Annotated in this window: 20 protein-coding genes; 19 read left to right on the top strand and 1 reads right to left on the bottom strand. The window is 53.2% G+C overall.

Annotated features, from left to right (window positions below; all coding sequences use genetic code 11):
- Window positions 1-4: 4 nt before the first annotated feature.
- The 3 genes from FPZ45_RS03190 (at window position 5) to FPZ45_RS03200 (ending at window position 2670) form a co-directional block, all read left to right on the top strand.
- On the top strand, window positions 5-880 hold the full coding sequence (locus FPZ45_RS03190; protein WP_144698252.1) for a c-type cytochrome: 876 nt from the start codon (window positions 5-7) through the stop codon (window positions 878-880).
- Between the two features lie 80 nt (window positions 881-960).
- Window positions 961-1632, top strand: coding sequence for a DUF1405 domain-containing protein (locus FPZ45_RS03195; protein WP_144698254.1), 672 nt, complete (start codon window positions 961-963; stop codon window positions 1630-1632).
- A 45-nt stretch (window positions 1633-1677) separates the two neighbouring features.
- Window positions 1678-2670 (top strand): sporulation protein YpjB, encoded by a 993-nt coding sequence (locus FPZ45_RS03200; RefSeq protein ID WP_144698256.1) that lies wholly within the window; start codon window positions 1678-1680, stop codon window positions 2668-2670.
- A gap of 15 nt (window positions 2671-2685) precedes the next feature.
- On the opposite strand, the gene FPZ45_RS03205 is transcribed toward FPZ45_RS03200, so the two are convergent.
- Window positions 2686-3555: a YitT family protein gene (locus tag FPZ45_RS03205; RefSeq protein WP_144698258.1), complete on the bottom strand. Its 870-nt coding sequence runs from the start codon at window positions 3553-3555 to the stop codon at window positions 2686-2688.
- An 85-nt stretch (window positions 3556-3640) separates the two neighbouring features.
- Between FPZ45_RS03205 and FPZ45_RS03210 the strand changes: the two genes are divergently transcribed.
- The 16 genes from FPZ45_RS03210 to FPZ45_RS03285 all read left to right on the top strand — a co-directional run bounded on the left by FPZ45_RS03210 (window position 3641) and on the right by FPZ45_RS03285 (window position 18730).
- Window positions 3641-4009, top strand: coding sequence for a nucleotide pyrophosphohydrolase (locus FPZ45_RS03210; RefSeq protein WP_144698260.1), 369 nt, complete (start codon window positions 3641-3643; stop codon window positions 4007-4009).
- Between the two features lie 45 nt (window positions 4010-4054).
- Window positions 4055-4603 carry a tetratricopeptide repeat protein gene (locus FPZ45_RS03215; RefSeq protein ID WP_186438199.1) on the top strand — a complete coding sequence of 183 codons (549 nt, stop codon included), beginning with the start codon at window positions 4055-4057 and terminating at the stop codon, window positions 4601-4603.
- Window positions 4604-4607: 4 nt separating this feature from the next.
- Complete coding sequence (gene dapB / locus FPZ45_RS03220; protein WP_144698264.1) at window positions 4608-5411, top strand: 4-hydroxy-tetrahydrodipicolinate reductase; 804 nt, start codon at window positions 4608-4610, stop codon at window positions 5409-5411.
- A 47-nt stretch (window positions 5412-5458) separates the two neighbouring features.
- Entirely contained in the window at window positions 5459-5881 is a 423-nt protein-coding gene (locus FPZ45_RS03225) for a methylglyoxal synthase (RefSeq protein ID WP_144698266.1), read from the top strand.
- Between the two features lie 8 nt (window positions 5882-5889).
- Window positions 5890-6600, top strand: a complete 711-nt coding sequence (gene bshB1 / locus FPZ45_RS03230) for a bacillithiol biosynthesis deacetylase BshB1 (RefSeq protein ID WP_144698268.1) — start codon at window positions 5890-5892, stop codon at window positions 6598-6600.
- A 96-nt stretch (window positions 6601-6696) separates the two neighbouring features.
- Window positions 6697-7860 carry an N-acetyl-alpha-D-glucosaminyl L-malate synthase BshA gene (gene bshA, locus FPZ45_RS03235; protein ID WP_144698270.1) on the top strand — a complete coding sequence of 388 codons (1164 nt, stop codon included), beginning with the start codon at window positions 6697-6699 and terminating at the stop codon, window positions 7858-7860.
- Between the two features lie 37 nt (window positions 7861-7897).
- The gene (locus FPZ45_RS03240) at window positions 7898-9214 is read left to right on the top strand and encodes a CCA tRNA nucleotidyltransferase (RefSeq protein WP_144698272.1); all 1317 of its coding nucleotides are present in this window, start codon (window positions 7898-7900) and stop codon (window positions 9212-9214) included.
- The gene (locus FPZ45_RS03245; RefSeq protein WP_144698274.1) at window positions 9211-10197 is read left to right on the top strand and encodes a biotin--[acetyl-CoA-carboxylase] ligase; all 987 of its coding nucleotides are present in this window, start codon (window positions 9211-9213) and stop codon (window positions 10195-10197) included. The genes FPZ45_RS03240 and FPZ45_RS03245 overlap by 4 nt, the downstream gene beginning before the upstream one ends.
- 265 nt (window positions 10198-10462) lie before the next feature.
- On the top strand, window positions 10463-11329 hold the full coding sequence (panB, locus tag FPZ45_RS03250) for a 3-methyl-2-oxobutanoate hydroxymethyltransferase (RefSeq protein WP_144698276.1): 867 nt from the start codon (window positions 10463-10465) through the stop codon (window positions 11327-11329).
- Window positions 11330-11331: 2 nt separating this feature from the next.
- The gene (gene panC / locus FPZ45_RS03255; RefSeq protein ID WP_144698418.1) at window positions 11332-12234 is read left to right on the top strand and encodes a pantoate--beta-alanine ligase; all 903 of its coding nucleotides are present in this window, start codon (window positions 11332-11334) and stop codon (window positions 12232-12234) included.
- Window positions 12219-12602: an aspartate 1-decarboxylase gene (gene panD / locus FPZ45_RS03260; RefSeq protein ID WP_144698278.1), complete on the top strand. Its 384-nt coding sequence runs from the start codon at window positions 12219-12221 to the stop codon at window positions 12600-12602. The genes panC and panD overlap by 16 nt, the downstream gene beginning before the upstream one ends.
- Before the next feature lie 71 nt (window positions 12603-12673).
- Window positions 12674-13312 carry a hypothetical protein gene (locus FPZ45_RS03265; RefSeq protein WP_144698280.1) on the top strand — a complete coding sequence of 213 codons (639 nt, stop codon included), beginning with the start codon at window positions 12674-12676 and terminating at the stop codon, window positions 13310-13312.
- A gap of 57 nt (window positions 13313-13369) precedes the next feature.
- Window positions 13370-16255 (top strand): ATP-dependent DNA helicase DinG, encoded by a 2886-nt coding sequence (gene dinG / locus FPZ45_RS03270; RefSeq protein ID WP_144698282.1) that lies wholly within the window; start codon window positions 13370-13372, stop codon window positions 16253-16255.
- The gene (locus tag FPZ45_RS03275) at window positions 16252-16908 is read left to right on the top strand and encodes a redox-sensing transcriptional repressor Rex (protein ID WP_144698284.1); all 657 of its coding nucleotides are present in this window, start codon (window positions 16252-16254) and stop codon (window positions 16906-16908) included. The genes dinG and FPZ45_RS03275 overlap by 4 nt, the downstream gene beginning before the upstream one ends.
- On the top strand, window positions 16905-18209 hold the full coding sequence (locus FPZ45_RS03280) for an amidohydrolase (RefSeq protein WP_144698286.1): 1305 nt from the start codon (window positions 16905-16907) through the stop codon (window positions 18207-18209). The genes FPZ45_RS03275 and FPZ45_RS03280 overlap by 4 nt, the downstream gene beginning before the upstream one ends.
- Window positions 18206-18730 carry a cell wall elongation regulator TseB-like domain-containing protein gene (locus tag FPZ45_RS03285; protein WP_144698288.1) on the top strand — a complete coding sequence of 175 codons (525 nt, stop codon included), beginning with the start codon at window positions 18206-18208 and terminating at the stop codon, window positions 18728-18730. Before FPZ45_RS03280 ends, FPZ45_RS03285 begins: the two co-directional genes overlap by 4 nt.
- The last annotated feature ends 164 nt before the right edge of the window (window positions 18731-18894 follow it).

Here is an 18894-nt window from a genome sequence, read left to right on the forward strand (position 1 = left end):
AGCGATGGCACATAAACATGATCCAAACGAAAAAGTCGTATTTGTCGGCGATTCGCGCATTCGGAAGCGGGATTACTCGAACGTGACGCCTCCGGATTATACCGCTTTCCCGGGTAAGTCCGAAGCCTTCATTCCGAACTTTTTGCTGAAGGAATGGATGGTCGGAGTTGTCGTTCTCGTCGGTTTTCTGGTTCTGGTCATCTCTGAACCCGCTCCGCTCGGCTATCCAGCCGATCCGCTGAACAGCGCGTTCATCCCGATGCCGGACTGGTACTTCCTGTTCTTGTACCAGTTGTTGAAATATCCGTACGCTTCGGGCGATTATATCGTCCTCGGTATTCTAGGCTTGTCCGGACTTCCGTTTATCTCGCTTCTGATTGCTCCGTTCCTGGATACGGGCAAAGAACGCCGTTTCTATCGTCGTCCAATCGCATCGTCGCTGATGCTGGTTTCCTTGGTGGCGGTCGCTTACCTGACTTGGGTTTCGTGGAACCACTACGAGCACGAGTTGGAAGCAAACGGTCAAGTGCCTGAGCACATCGAGCGGAAGATTAAAGCGGAAGAAGCAGTCAAGGCCGGCAAACCTCGTCCGGTTCCGGGCAAAGAGAAAATTCCGGCTATGGTCGCAGCAGACGATCCTGCCTTCACCGAAACGATGACTCAAGCGCAATGTATTGCTTGCCACGGTGCGGAGCTCGAAGGCGGCGGCGCTCCGGCGCTTCGCGGCATCGGCGACGTCTTGAGCAAGGAAGAGCTCGTCGAGACGATTACGAACGGTAAGGGACAAGGTATGCCGCCTTTCAAAGAAACTTTGTCGGCGGAACAAATCGACCAAATCGCAACATGGCTGTCCCAACAGAAAGCGGAAGCGGCGCAATAAGCTCCGTCCCGCTCCAAACCTGACCGGTAACGGTCAGGTTTTTTTGTAAATGATCCTATCCCCGAAAGGACAGGCGATTCATGAACTTGCAGAACTGGTTGAAATGGATTCTTTCCCGCAACGTATTGATGCATCCCGCAATCTTGTGGCTCATGATGCTTATTTACGTTCCTGGCACGATCTACGGTTATTACTGGTACAAAGGTCAATTGATCAGCACTTGGGAGGAGCATCCGCACTGGCAAATCCCGTTCGTGCCCGACAGCCCGACGGCTTCGCTGTTTTTCACATTGGCGGTGCTGTGGTTATGGATTGCACCCAAACCTTCTCCGAGAAAGTGGATCAATGGCGTACGTGGAATCGTGGAGGCGCTTGGCGTCGTCACCTCGATCAAATACGGCATATGGGCGACCGCCATCATCTTCGCGGCCCAAGCGAAGGGAGCGGTTCTGCGCGGCGACGATTGGATGCTCATTATCGGGCATACCGCGATGGCGATTATGGCGCTTCTCTACGCCAGATTCTTTGCGTTCGGCGGTATGGCGCTGCTGGCGGCGGCGGCATGGACTTTCCTGAACGATACGGTGGACTATACGTTTGATGTCTATCCCTATTTGCCGGTACAACTGGATAATGATTTGTTCTACGTCGCTCTGTTTACTTTCTTGCTGACGGCATTAAGCGTAGCTGCGGCTGGGGTGGCAAGGTTCGCGGTCGCAAATCCGCAGAGGATTGCGGACAAGTCGTTCTAAAAACGGACATCCCCTCATATCCCTAGGATAAGGAGGGGATGAGCTTTGTTATCGTTCATGACTTCGCCATGGCGGATGAGAAAACTTCGAATTGCGGGAGCAGCTTTGATTGCTGTTCTCGGTCTGATCGTCATCGCCCCTTCTACGGGGCGAGGATTAGCGTTCGCGGAAGCGAGCGCAACTGGACCCGAGAAACTCGCTCCGGCTGCGGGAAGACCCTACCAACTGGCGTACGACCGTTTCTTGTCTACAGCCGAAGCTTTATATGAAGACGTTAACGCCGGCTTGATGCGATCGGCATCGCAACGCCTAACGGATATCGAAGAGCAATTCCGCAATTTATCGATGAAAGAGATCGCTACGGCCGAGGGCATCCATGCGCTTGCCCAGACGATTACGGAGTTAAAACGGACAAGCGCTGCCGTAAAGCGGGACATAACAAAGTGGAAATCTGGTGCGGCTGCTTTGAGACTGGCAGCAGATGCGCTTGCGCACCCGGACAAGCCGATCTGGCACCGTTACAGAACGGTTTTGCAAGAGGACCTGGCCAAGATAGGCCAAGCTCTGCCGAAACAGACGTCCGTATCCGGCCCCGCGCCCCGGACGGCGGTAGCCGCATTTGACCAGCTATCCTCGCATTATTCCGTCATTCGTACGGCTGCGCTTCTGAGAAACGAACCATGGATAATCGAACGAAGCGACTCCGTTCTGCGATACGCAAGCCGGATATACCGAGCCGAATCACCGAAGGGCGAGCTGCTGCAGAGCACGGTCGAACCTCTGAAGGAAGCGATAAACGGATTGTTCCCAAGCAATAAAGAAGCTTCAACCGCAGTCGTTCCACCGGTAGGTGTCGTTCCTCCTTCATGGGGATGGTCGGCGATGATGGGTTCGTTCATTGTCACGATTCTGACCTGGGTCGGCTGGAGACGTTATAAATACGAAGAGTACTCCGGCAAAAGCGACAGCTACGGAAAGCCCGACGAATCGAAAGACGCCGCCCGGCAATGGCTGAACAAGTGGACAAGAAAAAAATAGCGTGATATCACGCTGTCACTCGTCCCGGAAACCTTCTCCGAGCACGTCGTGCACGTCGTTGATGACGATAAAAGCCCTCCGGTCATGTTGACGGACGAGGCTTTTTAATTTGCCGATCTCGAAGCGGCTGACGACGCAATAGACGACATGTTTATGTTCGCCGGAAAAAGCGCCGACCGCGGGCATCAGCGTAACTCCCCGATCCAGCTCGATCGTGATGTTTTTGGCCATGATTTCCGGATCGCGGCACAGGATCGTGAATGCTTTGGCGGCGTAGGCGCCTTCTTGAATGTAGTCGATGATACGGGAAGCGATAAAGACACTGACAATCGTGTACAGTACTTTTTCCTTCGGGATAAACAAGAGCGAGACAACGAGGATAAGCACGTCCATCGACAGAATGATCTGTCCCATGCTCCATCTGCGCGCGCGATGCAGAATTCTTGCGATGATGTCGGTTCCGCCGGTCGTCCCGCCTGCTCGAAATACGAGCCCAAGGCCGGTACCTAGCGTGACGCCCGCGTAGAGGACAACAAGAATGAAATCGTGCTCGGAGCGAAACGGAGTCAGCCATCCCCGGTTTACCGCCGTTTCCGCCAGCCATAGAAATATCGACAGAAGCACCGTTCCCGCAAGGGTATAGACCATCGCTTCTTTGCCGAGCTGACGCCAGCCCAAAAAAAACAGAGGTAGGTTGATGAGAAGAGAAGTCAAGGACACGGGCAGGGAGAGCGCATAGTTCAGGAGAACGGCGACTCCGGTCACGCCGCCTTCCATCAACAGGTTGGGGATGATAAAATATTGCAAGCCGAACGCGTAAAGGGCCGTGCCTGCGATAAGGAGACTCCAGGATTTCAAGGAGTTCCACATGTCGAAACGATTCATAGGACGATTCCTCCAAATTTGCATTTGTTTTCGAATTCGTCTTACGATAACATAGGATAGAAACCTTCATGAAAGGAAGCGTACAATGGGAGAGTCGCGCATTGCCGATTTGACTCTGAAAGAACAAACTCTCGCCGACATTCAGCGCGAAGTGGATGCTTACATCTCGCAATTCAAGGAAGGTTACTTTTCGCCGCTCGCGATGCTTGCACGCATGACCGAGGAAGTGGGAGAACTGGCGCGCGAAGTCAACCACCACTACGGAGAAAAACCGAAAAAAAAGGATGAAGCCGACAATTCCATCGAGCTTGAGTTAGGCGATATTTTATTTATCGTCACCTGTTTCGCGAATGCTTTGGGCATCGATCTGACGGAGGCTCACCGCAAGGTGATGCACAAATTCAACACAAGGGACGCAGACAGATGGACGAAGCTGAACACAGATAACGGTTAATTCTCATATGCTGTACCATCCCCGAACGAAGGGAGGATGGTCGGCATGGACGGGGATATGTGTCTCCGGCAAGCTTACGATGCCATCTATCAAGGGGATTTCGAATCCGCTGTTTACTGGTTCGGAAGGGCGATCGAGCTTGATCCCGGCAACGCCGCCTATTACCACAGGGCTTCCATTACTTGCGCCAGGAGCGGAAAACTTCAACTGGCGATGGATTATGCGCTTAAAGCGTTGGAACTGAATCCGGATGAGCCGTCATATCGGTTGAATCTTAGAATGATTCAATCCAAGCAACGGATCGCCGAAGTCAGGCAACTGCTGTCGCAGCCGACACCCGACATCGCCTCGTGCATCGCGCTAATGAGGGAAGCCGTTCAGCTTGACCCGCTCTCGGCGGAAGCAAATCTCGTGCTGGGCGTCCTCTACCGAATGCAGCAGAATTATAGCCAAGCGCTCGGCTTTTTGCGGGATGCTTTGCAGCTTGAACCCGGGCTCGAGGAAGCCAAACGGCTGATGAGCGAGATTCGGGCCGAAAGGCGTCGGGTTATTAAACAACAATACAAGATCTACCATACGAAAAGGAAAAGGTGATCCCATGTCCTCAATCATTAAAGTAGCCGTAGCCGGAGCAGGCGGCCGCATGGGCCGCGAAGTCGTCAAAATGGTGCTCGAGGATCCCGAATTGCAACTTGTGGCCGCTATCGGCAGGTCGGCGGGTTCCATTGACGCCGGTTCACTCGTCGGTAAACCGGATACCGGCGTCATTGTTTCGTCGAATTTGGCCGAAGCGTTGTCCGCGAGTCGTCCGGATGTGCTTGTCGACTTCACCAATCCGAAATCGGCGATGCCGAACACGGAGACGGCGATCGCTTACGGAGTACGTCCCATCATGGGCACGACAGGTTTTACTCCGGAGCAAATCGCCGAATTGGACAAGCAATGCAAAGACAAAGGAATCGGCGGGCTGATTGCGCCGAACTTCTCGATCGGGGCGATCCTGATGATGAAGTTCTCGGCGATGGCTGCCAAGTATTTTCCCCATGTCGAAATCATTGAATACCATGGTGACCAAAAATTAGACGCTCCTTCCGGTACTTCGATCAAAACGGCCGAATGGATCGCGGAAGCCCGGCAAGAGCTGCGGCAAGGCAATCCGAACGAGGAAGAGTTGATCGAAGGAGCAAGAGGCGGTTATTATAACGGATTCCGCATACATAGCGTAAGGCTTCCCGGCGTATTTGCGCAGCAGGAAGTCATATTCGGGGCGTTCGGCCAAACGCTCAAAGTCCGCCACGATTCTTACGATCGAGCCGGTTATATGCCGGGCGTTAACACGGCGATCAAAAAAATCATGAACGTCACCGGAATGATCTACGGTTTCGAGCATTTCCTAGACTAGCACCTGCATCTATACCTATATCGCCTCAGGAGAGGAGAACTGCAACGATGATCGATATCGCGCTGATTGCCCACGATCGCAAGAAAGACGAAATGGTGAACTTCGCCATCGCTTTCGAACACGTATTGAAACATCACCGGCTGTACGCCACTGGCACGACCGGCACGCGGATTATGGAGAATACTTCGTTATCCGTGCACCGTTTCATGTCCGGACCGCTCGGAGGAGATCAACAAATCGGTGCAAGAGTGGCCGAGAATACAATGGATTTGATTATTTTTCTGCGGGACCCATTAATGGCGCAGCCTCACGAGCCGGATATCATTGCTTTGCTGCGGCTTTGCGACGTCCAAGGCATACCGCTTGCAACGAACGTAGCGACGGGAGAATTGTTGATCAAATCTCTAGAACGCGGGGATTTCGCGTGGCGCGAACTCGTGCATAAATATAAGCCGGGAATAGAAGGGTGAAAGATCGAATGAACCCTTCACATGATACGTCTCTCGATTTGCTCGTCTTCGCCGCGCATCCTGATGACGCGGAGATCGGCATGGGCGGCACAATTGCCAAACACGCGCGGGAAGGCTTAGCTGTCGGGATTATCGACCTCACCTATGCGGAAATGTCCTCCAACGGAAACGTAGAGACACGCCAGAAGGAAGCGGCGGAGGCTAGCGAGGTACTCGGTCTTGCCGTTCGGGAAACGCTGGGCTTGCCGGATCGGCGTCTCTCCCCGGTTCCCGAGCAGGTCGATCTCATGGTCGAGGCGATTCGCCGCTACCGGCCGAGACTTGTCTTCGCGCCGTATCACATAGACCGTCATCCGGACCATATCGCGGCTAGCCGCATGGCGGAAGAGGCGGTTTTTAACGCCAAGCTGAGAAAATACATGCCGGAGCTGCCCGCATGGACGGTCGAGCAGCTTTATTTCTACATGATCAACGATGTTCACGCTCCTCAGTTGTTGATCGACGTGAGCGATGTTCACGAGATCAAAATGACCGCGCTGAAGGCTTACCGTTCGCAATTTATGCCGGAAAGCAGCGAATCGGATTGGGTGGAGACCCCGCTGACCGGCGCTTATCTGGACAACGTCGCGGCGCGGGACAGGCTGTTCGGGCAGGTAAAGAAGTATCGATACGCGGAAGGATTCATTGCAAAAGGTCCTGTTGCGCTGCAACGCTTCTAATCGCGAATGATCGGGGAATATATTAACGAATGACGACCGATGGGCGATGCCGCGCATCGTTGCCGTCGATTGGTTTTCCGAAATGGAGGAATCGACATGAATCGCCCACTGCGAATAGGCATTACCTGCTACCCGTCGCTCGGGGGCTCGGGCGTTGTAGCGACCGAGCTCGGGAAGCTGCTCGCCGAAAAAGGACACGAGATTCATTTTATTACGCATAGCATGCCTTTCCGACTGGGCAAGTTTCACCGCAATATTTTTTATCATGAAGTGGAAGTGTCCGATTATTATGTATTTCGTTACCCGCCCTATGATCTGTCTCTTGCCAGCAAGATGAACCAGGTCGCAAGGCTGCAGAAGCTGGACTTGCTGCACGTGCATTATGCGGTTCCACATGCGATATGCGCGATTTTGGCCAAACAGATGGCCGGGGACGATCTGAAAGTCGTCACGACACTTCACGGTACGGATATAACGGTGCTGGCCCAAGACGAAACGCTTAAAGACATTATTCGATTGGGCATCCGCAATAGCGACGCTGTCACAGCGGTCAGCAAGGATCTGATCCGGGAGACGCGAGAGCTGCTGGACATCCGCGAGCCGATCGATCTGACATACAATTTCGTGGACAAAAGAATCTATTATCCCCGCGAATGTCGGGATTTACGCCGAGACTACGCGGAGCCACACGAGAAAGTGCTGATGCACATCTCGAATTTCCGTCCAGTCAAAAGAACGAGCGACGTCGTTGATATTTTCGCCAAGGTGAATGCCGCTATGCCTGCTAAGTTAGTTCTGGTCGGAGAAGGGCCGGATCTGCCGAAGATTCAGTCGAAGATTCAAGCAATGGGCTTAACCGAACGGGTGCATTTTCTAGGCAAACAGGACGACGTCGCGCAGGTGATTTCCATCGCGGATTTGTTGCTGCTGCCATCTGAGAAGGAAAGCTTCGGATTGGTCGCTTTGGAAGCGATGGCTTGCGGCGTACCGACGATCGGGTCGGTAGCGGGCGGCATTCCCGAGTTGGTTCAACATGGCACTACAGGGTTCCTGTCTCCGATCGGAAACACGGACGATATGGCGGCAAACGCGCTTAAGCTGCTGAACAACGAAAAGCTCTATGCGGATTTCAGGGAAGCCTGCCTGCAGCGCGCGCATCACGTGTTCTGCGATGAGCTGATTACGTCTCAATACGAAGAAATCTATTATCGCGTGCTCGGCATGCCGCTCGAAGCTCCGGTTCCCGCTTGTAACGTTTAAAGGGCCGTAGCACGAACGGAAGGAAGTGGATTCAACCATGGAACATGAATTGGAAAACGACAAGCGGTGGACGGAAGGACTTGATATCGTCCACCGTCTTGAACATAACGGACATCGCGCCTACCTCGTCGGCGGATGCGTCAGAGACAAGCTGCTTGGTCGGCCGCTTCACGATATCGACATCGCGACTTCCGCGAAACCCGAGGAAGTGCTTGGGTTATTCTCGCGGACGCTGCCGACAGGTCTGAAACACGGAACGGTTACGGTCATGGAAGAGGGCAGCTCTTTCGAAGTTACGACGTTTCGCCAGGAAGGCGATTATACCGACGCCAGAAGACCGGACGAAGTCTCGTTCGTGCTGGATGTGAAAGAGGATCTCGCACGCCGTGATTTTACGTTTAACGCGATGGCTTTCGGGTCCGATGGAAAGATCGTGGATCCGTTCGGCGGGCAAGACGCGTTAAGAGCGGGAGTCGTTCAGTGCGTAGGGCAACCGTCCGAACGTTTCGGAGAAGACGCGCTAAGAATGCTGCGAGCGATTCGTTTTGCCGCTGAATTCGGATTCGATATTTTGCCCGACGTCTGGGAAGGGATCATTAGCAACCGCGGCAAGCTTGCCCAGGTCGCCATGGAACGCGTCAGCGCGGAATGGGACAAGATGATGGCAGGAGGCGGTCCGGAGCAAGCTTGCCACTATTTGTTCAAGAGCGGCCTGCTCGTTAATGTGAAAGAATCTTTGCCCGAGTCGTTCAGGGGCGCGGCGGAGAGATATAGGCTTAACGGCAGTGATTGGCATTGGGAAGAGTGGGGCGCATTAGACTCCGACGAAAGTTCATCGGGCAATCTGCTTTATCTTCCGCTGCTTCCCGACGCCGATTTGCGATGGGCGGCTTTGCTTATCGGAATGGGCGTGAACGGAAGCGATACGCTCAAGCTGTTCCGTTCTTTACGGATCAGTGGGAAAAGAGCGGAACGCATCGCGGCGATCGCGGATTTCCATGAAAGTTTGAGCGCGTATGATGAGTCTACGATGCGGCACGGATGGATAAAAAACACGATTGCGCACAGCCGAAGCATTGCCGAAGATTTGCTGTCGATAAGGGAAGCTTGTGGGGAAACCGTCTTCGCGGAGCGGGAATGGTTAACGGAGATGTCTGTTTCGTCGGTGGCGGAACTTGATGTCAAAGGAGACGAGCTCTCTCGCTATTTAGGCGTCGCTCCCGGACCTTGGATCTCGGTTTTGCTGCAGCGTTTGCTAGAAGAAGCGGCGTCGGGACGAATTCCTAACGATAAGGGATCGCTTCTGTCCGAAGCCAAATCGGCGATGCGAAACATGACGGAGGAACGAAAATGAGCAAAGTCGGTTTGTTGAGCATATTGGAGGCCAGCGAGGGCGAATACGTGTCGGGCGAGGAAATCAGCCGGTTGCTCGGCGTCAGTCGGACGGCCGTCTGGAAGCAGATTCGCAAGCTGGAGGCGGAAGGGTATGTCGTTGAGGCAGTTCCCCGCTTAGGATATAAGCTTACTGGCAAGCCGGCGCGCCTTTCACTCCAGGATTTGCTGCCCAAGCTTCATACGAAGCGTTTTGGCCGCCAAATACGCATACTTGACGTCGTCACATCGACGCAAGACGAAGTGCGAACGATGGCGGAACAAGGAGCCCCGGAAGGGACCCTCGTTATCGCGGAGCAACAGACGAGCGGAAGGGGGCGCATGGGACGCAATTGGGTGTCCCCGCTCGGCAAAGGCATCTGGATGAGCTTGCTCCTTAGGCCGCCGGTTCCGCTGCCCTTAACGCCGCAGTTGACGCTGCTTGCGGCCGTCGCGCTCAGCCGGGCAATTGCGCGCATTATACCGGAACTATCGATCGGTATTAAATGGCCGAACGATCTGCTGGTTGGCGGCCGTAAAATTAGCGGTATTCTGCTTGAATCCGCAGCTGAGGACGAAAGATTGCGCTATATCGTCGCGGGCTTGGGCATTTCCGTGAATTTGGACGAAAAGGATTATCCGGACGAGCTGTTGCCGAAGGCGATTTCGCTTAAAATGGCTTCGGGGCGCGAGGTGAACCGCAGCGATCTCATCGCGAGCGTTCTCGAAGAATTCGAGGGGCTGTACGATCTCTACTTAGAACAAGGATTCGCGCCGATCCGGTCGTTATGGGAAGCTCGTTCAGTCACATTAGGCCACGTGACGCAGTTGAATACTCCGCAAGGCTCCGTTACGGGAATCCCGCGAGGACTAGACGAAATGGGAGGACTTCGTGTCGAGCTGGCGGATGGAAGCTGGCGAACGATCTACTCCGCAGAGATCAGAGATGAAGCCGCAAGTTCATAGACGGAAACTCTTATTTCTGATATAATTTCCTTGCAAGGTGGTATCGCTTGGATGCGAACCGCACTTGTAGCTTGTATGAAAAGCAATAAAAAATGCAACAGTAATCCAATACCGTCATGGATTCGCGGCGGATTCTGCTCTGAGCCGAAAGGACCGAGACAGAAGGACGTGAAGGACGTTCTATGTTGAATGGGAACCCTTTTTTGCTCATGGGCAAAATGGGTTTTTTTGTTGTGAAATCCTGTTATCATTAGGAGGATCTCCCATGAAACAAGCATTAACCGTCCCGCGATTAAAAACGATGAAAGCACAAGGAAAACCAATTGCGGTAATAACGGCATACGATCACCCATCCGCAATGCTTGCGGAAGAAGCAGACGTTGACGTCATCCTGGTTGGCGATTCGCTCGGCAACGTCGTACTCGGTTACGATACGACGGTTTTTGTCAAGCTTGAGGATATGATATACCATACACGTTCGGTCGTGCGCGGAGCACCTAGAACGATGGTCGTGACGGATATGCCCTTCGCGACTTATCGATTGGGCCCCGAGGCTACGCTGCGCAACGCCGCTAGGCTAATGCAAGACGGCGGCGCACATGCTGTCAAGCTTGAAGGAGGCGCGGAACTTGCGGACGAGATTCGTCATCTCGTCTCGGCAGGCATTCCCGTACTAGGACATCTTGGATTAACGCCGCAATCCGTTCATCAGATCGGCGGCTATAAAGTACAAGGCAAGAGCAGCGCGGAAGCCGAGAAGCTGATTGAAGACGCCAAGGCGCTTGAACAAGCGGGCGCCTTCGGTATCGTGCTTGAGCTAATGACGGAGGAACTGGCAACGGAAGTTTCCCAAGCGATCAGCATTCCGACGATCGGGATCGGCGCGGGCCGAGGTTGCGACGGACAAGTGCTCGTCTATCACGATCTGCTCCGGTACGGCTCGGGAATCCGGGATAAGAAGATGGTAAAAAGCTATGCGAATATCGGAGATACGGTTCGCAGCGCCATCGCGGAATACGTGAGCGAAGTGAAAACAAGAGCGTTTCCGGAAGAAAAACATTCGTTTACGGTGAAGGAATCGCCCGAAAATCAGAACGCTCCAGTGAAGCTATACGGAGGAGATAAACAATGACGATTAAAGTCGTTCGCACGATCTCTGAACTGAGACGCGAGATCACGGCTTTTCGCAGTACAGATGCGGAAGGACGCGCAGTCGGATTCGTTCCGACGATGGGGTATTTGCATGAAGGTCATGCGAGCCTGCTTCGCCGGTCCGCGCAAGAGAACGGGCTGACCGTACTTAGCGTATTCGTCAATCCGATCCAATTCGGACCGAACGAGGATTTGGATAAATATCCTCGCAACGAGGAGAGAGATCTGCAAGTCGCCGTAGAAGCCGGAGCCGATCTCGTATTTATGCCGTCTGTCGTGGAAATGTATCCCCGGCCTCGCGTGACCACCGTCGCCGTAACGGAAGTGACCGATCGTTTATGCGGCGCCAGTCGCCCTGGCCATTTCGACGGAGTGGCGACGGTCGTGACGAAGCTGTTCAATATCGTGCAGCCCGATCGGGCGTATTTCGGCTTGAAAGACGCTCAACAAATCGCCGTTATCGAGCGCATGACGCAAGATCTGAACATACCGGTCGAGATCGTGCCATGCCCGATCGTCCGCGAGGCGGACGGACTCGCGATGAGCTCGCGAAACGTCTATTTGAGCGCGGCGGAGAGGGAACAGGCCTTGGTGCTGTCCAGATCGCTTTCCCGGGCAGGAGAATGGATCGGGGAAGGCTTAACAGCCGACCGGATCGTCGCTCGCTTGAAGGACGAGATAGGCAGCGTTCCGCTGGCGAATATCGAATACGTGGAAATTTTGACTTACCCGAATTTGGTTCCCGTGGCCGAAGGGCAACCGCTTATCCATATCGGCGATTCGTTGTTGATCGCATTGGCGGTTCGTTTTGGCAATACCCGCCTGATCGATAATCGGCTGCTTATTCCAAAGGAAGTAGGTGCTGAATTATGTTCCGTCAAATGATGAAAGCGAAAATACACCGGGCTACCGTGACCGAAGCGAACCTGAATTACGTCGGGAGCGTAACGATCGACCAAGACTTGATGGAATTGGTCGATATTCTGCCAGACGAAAAAGTTCAAATCGTGAATAATAACAACGGAGCCAGGTTCGAAACCTACGTGATTCCCGGTCCGAGAGGCTCTGGCGTCATCTGCTTAAACGGAGCCGCGGCAAGACTCGTTCTGCCAGGAGATAAAGTCATTATCATCAATTATGGATTGATGTCCGACGAGGAAGCCCGACGTCACCGTCCGCGCATCGCGATTCTGGACGACAATAACCGGGTTGCCGAATTGTTGGCGGAAGAACCGCATTCGACCGTTTTGTAACGCGTATGAAACCCCTCCTTGAAACGCAGAATGAGCAGTACAATAACATCTTGCGACAAGGGGGAACGATCATGATCCAACAATGGTTCGCGACGATGAACGAAGCGCTCGACGATCTGATTTTGCGTTATCCACACGCTTCGGCAAACGAAAAAAACGATCTGCGGCAACAATGGGATGTGCTCAAAGGGTTAAGTGATGATATTATTGAATTATGGCTGCAATTTGAAGACAAAATGGGTTTTTTCCGGGATGTTGAACAGCAATCGACCATCGTCGCGCCCGAACCGCAAAAACTTCTAGGCTCCTTCATTAAAGGACAAGGCTATTTCAAACTCCAGATGTTCCAGCACGCTTCCGTTCATCTCGAGGAAACGATCGCCTCGTACCCAGATTTTATTTGCGCACGATTATTTCTTGCCATGACCCTTATGCATATGAAACAATGGAATGAAGCCCAAAGGCATTTTCAATTGATTGCCGCCGTCACCGATGAGAAAAGGCTGCAGGCGATTGCCTACAACGCGCTTGGCTGCATTCAAGCGATCTACGCTCATTTGGATAAAGCCCAAACTTATTTTCATAAAGCATTGGAAGCCGACCCCGGTTTTACCGATCCGAAACATAATCTGGAGTCCGTCCGTCGGGGAAACGGGCAGATTCAGCTTCAATTCGGCAGCGCGGAATTGCAATCGTTGGTCCAAGTATAACTTGGGTATCATTCGGATCTTTTTTGATTTGCGCACCGGAAGGAAAGGAAGTCTGGAATGAAATTTGCCGTGCTCGATTTTGAAACGACGGGCATGTCGTCCGATAAAGATGAAATTATCCAAACGGGACTCGCGTTCATTGACGAAGCGGGTGCCGTTTGTTCCACGTATGCGAGCTTTGTACGGCCTTCGAAGCCGATACCTGCCGAAATCACGCGCCTCACGGGTATATCCGATGCCGACGTCGCGTCCGCGCCGGAACTTGGAGAGATGCTTAACGAGATCGTTCCACTGCTGCAGGACGCCGTGCTCGTCGGTCACAATGTCGGCTTCGACGCTCACTTCCTGCAAGCCGCTCTCGACAGCAGCGGATATTTGCCATTTGCGGGGCGGATGATTGACACTGTTGAACTCGCCCGTGTTCTGTATCCTACGGAACCGAGCTTCTCTCTGACTTCACTCACCGAACGGCTCGGAATATCGCATGACCGCCCGCATCAAGCCGACAGCGACGCCATTGCGACTGCCGAATTGTTCCTCTTATGCATGAACAAGCTGCGCAATCTTCCGCTCTTTACGCTGCAACGCTTAAATTCGTTATTCGATCCCGATCGTAACGATCTTGGCTGGCTGATCGCCGACACGTTGGCATGGAGAGAGACTCAGCCTCTCGCAGCCGAAGAGGGATATCATTATTTCCGCCAATTCGCGATGAGCGTTGGGGATTGGAGCGAAGAGTCCTCCGAAAGTCTAGACAAGGAGAACGATGCGTCTGCGATATTGGAGACGATGGATTTCGAGCAGTATATGGCCGCCATACAGCAGAATCTGAAAATGGCTTTTCCCTCGTATGAATCCCGGGAGGGCCAAGATATTATGTTCCAGGAAGTATACGGGGCATTGCAAGACGATAGCCATCTTCTCGTGGAAGCGGGAACGGGAACGGGCAAATCGTTAGGCTACTTATTGCCGTCGCTTTATTATGGGCGGAAAGAGGACAAAAAAATCGTCGTCAGCACCCACACGATCCAGTTGCAAGAGCAACTCCGCGAGCGCGATCTGCCGCTTCTGCATCAAGTTCTTCCGATTCCTTTTCGCGCTTCGGTGTTCAAAGGACGCAACAATTATTTATGCTTGCGAAAGTTCGAGAGCCGGCAGCAAATTCCCGAGCATGCATTGGACAAGGAAGATGCCGTTACGCGCGGCGGGATGACGGTCTGGTTAAGCGAAACGGCAAGAGGTGAGTCGGAGGAACTTAACATCGGGGGACGAAATCGCGACGAATGGGCCGCCGTGGCTAGCGACTCAGCTTCTTGCCTGAATCGCGCTTGCCCGTGGTTTAAGAGATGTTTCTATCATAGAGCTCGGCAAGAAGCGGGCAAAGCGGACCTGATTATTACGAATCATGCGCTGCTCTTCACAGACATGCGAGCGGATCATCGTCTTCTCCCCGCATACGATCGATTGATCGTGGACGAAGCGCATCATCTGGAAGAGGTCGCGAGCAGCCATCTAGGGCAGAAAACTTCTCATGGCTCGCTGATGATTCCGTTACTGAGAGTATGGAAAGATGCAAGAACGGGGTTATTGCCGCAACTTCTTAGCGCTGTATCGTCGCTCGGAACCGTAAATTCGGGAGCTTGGACGGAGAAGCTTGAAATGGCGATTCCCAAAGTTCAGGAGATTCGCGAAGCTTGGGAGCGGTGGATGGAAGCATTGTACGGGGTGCTGGCGAGCAATGCCGCCGCGGATGAAACCGGTAATTTCACGCTGCGAATCAAACCTGCCGAACTTCCCTCGCAATGGGACGGCATTAGCGTTGACGGCAACAACGTGATTCAATTGCTATCGGATTTGATCCGGCCGATAGAGAAGCTGATTGTAGAAATTCGCGAAGAATCGGACGAGCTAGGATTGCAAGGAACACTTACGGATTTAAGCGGAGTAATAAAAGATTTGGCGAACGTCCGTGCCGACGCTTTATCGTTCGTGACGCTCGGCAGACCCGAATTCGTTTATTGGATCGAGGGCCATTCACAGTATCGCAGTCGTTCGATTCATCTGTACGGCGTCCCGGCAGACGTTAGCGAGCTTCTTAAAGAGGGAGTATTCGAACGCAAAGCGAGTGTCGTCATGACTTCAGCGACACTTACGATCGACAAATCGTTCAAATACGTAACGGAGCAACTCGGTTTAGACGAGGCCGAGAAGGGCGGAAGACTAAAAACCGCAATGCTTCCATCGCCGTTCCGATATCGCGAACAGGCGCTCGTGCTTATACCGAGAGACTTTCCGGCCATTAAAGGGCGAGACGGAGAGGCGGTTTTCGTCAGCGCCTTGATTGACTCCTTGCTGGAAACGGCCCTTACCGTCGGCGGTCGAATGCTCGTGCTGTTTACGTCTTACCGGATGCTCAGGAATGTCTATGGACCTCTTAAAGAGCGACTAGAAGCAAGCGGCATTCAAGTGCTCGGCCAAGGCATGGACGACGGCAGCCGCAGCAGGCTGACGCAGAAGTTCATGAAGCAACCCGCATCGGTCTTGCTAGGGACGAACAGCTTCTGGGAAGGCATCGATCTGCCTGGTGACGCCCTTACTTGCTTGGCGATCGTCCGTCTTCCGTTTCAGCCGCCGAATCACCCGGTCGCAGAAGCCAAGTCGGAGAAGCTGCAAGCCGAGAATAAAAATCCGTTTATGAAGTTGTCTCTACCACAAGCGGTTATTCGTTTCAAACAAGGTTTCGGCCGTCTCGTTCGCACGGCGTCTGACAAAGGAATTGTCATTTTATACGATACCCGCGTGCTTGACACGAATTATGGCAAGTATTTTCTATATTCTTTACCCGGTCCGAAAATGGAGCACCTGCCCACGGCGTCGATGGCGTCGCGAATCAGCTCTTGGCTGCATCCGGCAATCGCCGAAGAGGGGGAAGAAACACAATGAAACCGATCAAAATATCCGAAGCTGTCGTAAGACGGCTTCCGATCTACTTACGATTCCTGAACGAATTGAGCTTAAGCGGTATTCAAACGGTATCGTCCCAGGATTTGGGAGAGAAGCTGGATCTCAATCCAGCGCAGATCCGCAAGGATTTGGCCTATTTCGGCGAATTCGGGCGCAAAGGGGTCGGGTACAACGTTGACTATCTGATCGAGAAAATCCGGCAGATTCTCAAACTCGACAAAACGATGAATGTCGCGCTCGTCGGAACGGGAAATCTGGGACGGGCACTATGCAATTACAATATGTACATCAAAGACAATATGAAGATCGTTGCGGTTTTCGATGCCGATAAGGGAAAAGCCGGCACAACGATCAATCATCTCGTCGTCCAACCGATGTCGGAGCTGTCGACATCGGTGAGAAAATTGGACATCTCCGTCGGCATTATTACCGTCCCGGCGGGAGAAGCCCAGAACGTAGCCGATCAATTCGTAGCCGCGGGTATTCGAGGGATTCTGAATTTTGCACCAGTCGTTCTAAAGGCAACTGCTGGCGTGAGGATTCATAATGCCGATTTTACGGCTGAATTGTTAAGCTTGGCCTATTACATGGATGAAAACGATGAAGCGGAAGAAGGAGACGGAGAACGATGACACGTCTATTAATCAATCGGGGAACATTCGTAACGATGGACGACCAAAAAGCCGAATTTCAAGGATGGATGGCGATCGAAGGCGATCGCATTGCCGGAATCGGCAGCGGTCCCGCGCCCGAGGAAGAAGTCGCACGTGCGACGGAAACGTTGGATGGGACCGGATTGTTGTTCATGCCCGGGCTGGTCAATACGCATGGACACGCGGCGATGTCTTTGCTGCGCGGATTGGCGGACGATCTAGCGCTTCAGGATTGGCTGCAAAATCATATGTGGCCGACAGAAGCGAAGTTCACCAGCGATGACGTGTATTGGGGCTCTGCCTTGGCCGCGGCGGAAATGATCAAAAGTGGCACGACAACATTCGTAGACATGTACGACCATATGAACCGGGTTGGCGAGGTGGTCGATCAATCCGGAATGCGCGCCAGTCTGGCAAGAGGCGTGATTGGATTATGTCCGGAAGATGTTCAGAAGGCGAAGCTGAACGACGCCATCCAATTCGCAAAAGATTGGCATGGCGCCGCGAATGGACGCATCAGCGTGATGATCTCGCCTCATGCTCCTTATACTTGCCCGCCTGATTTCATTCGGAAATTCGTCGAAGCTTCCCACGAGCTCGACTTGCCGATGCATACGCATATGTCTGAGACGATCGCGGAAGTGGAACAGAATGTGAGAGACTACGGCTGCCGGCCGGTAGAACACTTGGACCGTCTCGGTATGTTCAGCCGTCCGACGCTGGTCGCTCATGCCGTGCATTTGAACGACGAGGAAATCGCGCTTCTGGCCGAACGCCGCGTCGCGGTATCCCATAATCCGATCAGCAATCTTAAGCTGGCCAGCGGCGTCGCGAGAGTACCCGACTTGTTAAAGGCGGGGGTAACGGTCTCTCTTGGTACCGATAGCGCGGCTAGCAACAATAATCTCGATCTGTTTCAGGAAATCTCGACTGCCGCCTTGCTGCACAAAGGCGTATCGGGGGATCCGACGGTCGTGCCGGCCTCGGAAGCTCTTCGCTTAGGAACGGTGAACGGCGCGCGCTCGATTGGCTTGGAAGGAGTGACGGGCCAGCTCAAGCCCGGATTAAAAGCCGATTTCATCGCGCTTAATCTTTCGAAACCACATTTTGTCCCGCATACGGATTACGTCTCGCATCTTGCCTATTCGGCAAGAGGGTCGGATGTCGTACACGTGTGGGTGGACGGCAAACAGCTGCTCCGTAACGGTCAGCTTCTTACGCTCGACGAGGACAAGATCATGGCGGAAGCGGAACGTTGCTTCCGGAGGTTGAGAGCATGAAATTAAGCCGCAGTGAAGGCAAACGAAAGCTACCGTCGCTATCGCTTGCCAAATGGCTGTTCCTGATCGCCGGTTTTGTCGTATTTGTGGCTGTTTGTTTCGTGCTGTACGTACGTACGGCGGATGCTGATTACCGCAACGCAGAAAAACAGGCGATTCGGATCGCTAAGGAGCAAGGTGGATTAACGGAGATCAGCGAAGCGGTCAGGCATACTTGGATAGAGACGGTATGGATCGTAACCGGCAAGGACGCGGACGGCGCGGATTGGATGATATTCGAGCGCAAGGACGGTCTTGCGCGCGAGAATATCAGCGAGAATCTGTCCGAGAATCAGATGCTCGCTAAGTTCGCCCAAGAGCACGAGGGAGAACCGATCCGCATCATGCCGGGTTGGTTCAACGATCATCCGGCATGGGAAATTCGATATTGGAACGAGAAAAGCGAGGAGCATCAGACGCTCGATTTCTATTCCTTTAAGGACGGAACGTTGCTGAAGAGGTATGTATTGTCGAGTCAATAAAGGTTAATTCCGAAAACGCCGCAAAGGCGTTTTTTTGTTTTATGCGTGCCCAGAGGCACGCATCATCTAGCCGGTGAAAGTCCGGTCGCGGGAGGGGCCAAGCCCCCGCGTAGCTAGGATACTTGCGTATGGAGAAATCTGTGCGTAAAAGCGTATCGACAAAA

The organism is Cohnella terricola, assembly GCF_007786475.1.
Classification (GTDB): Bacteria; Bacillota; Bacilli; order Paenibacillales; family Paenibacillaceae; genus Cohnella; species Cohnella terricola.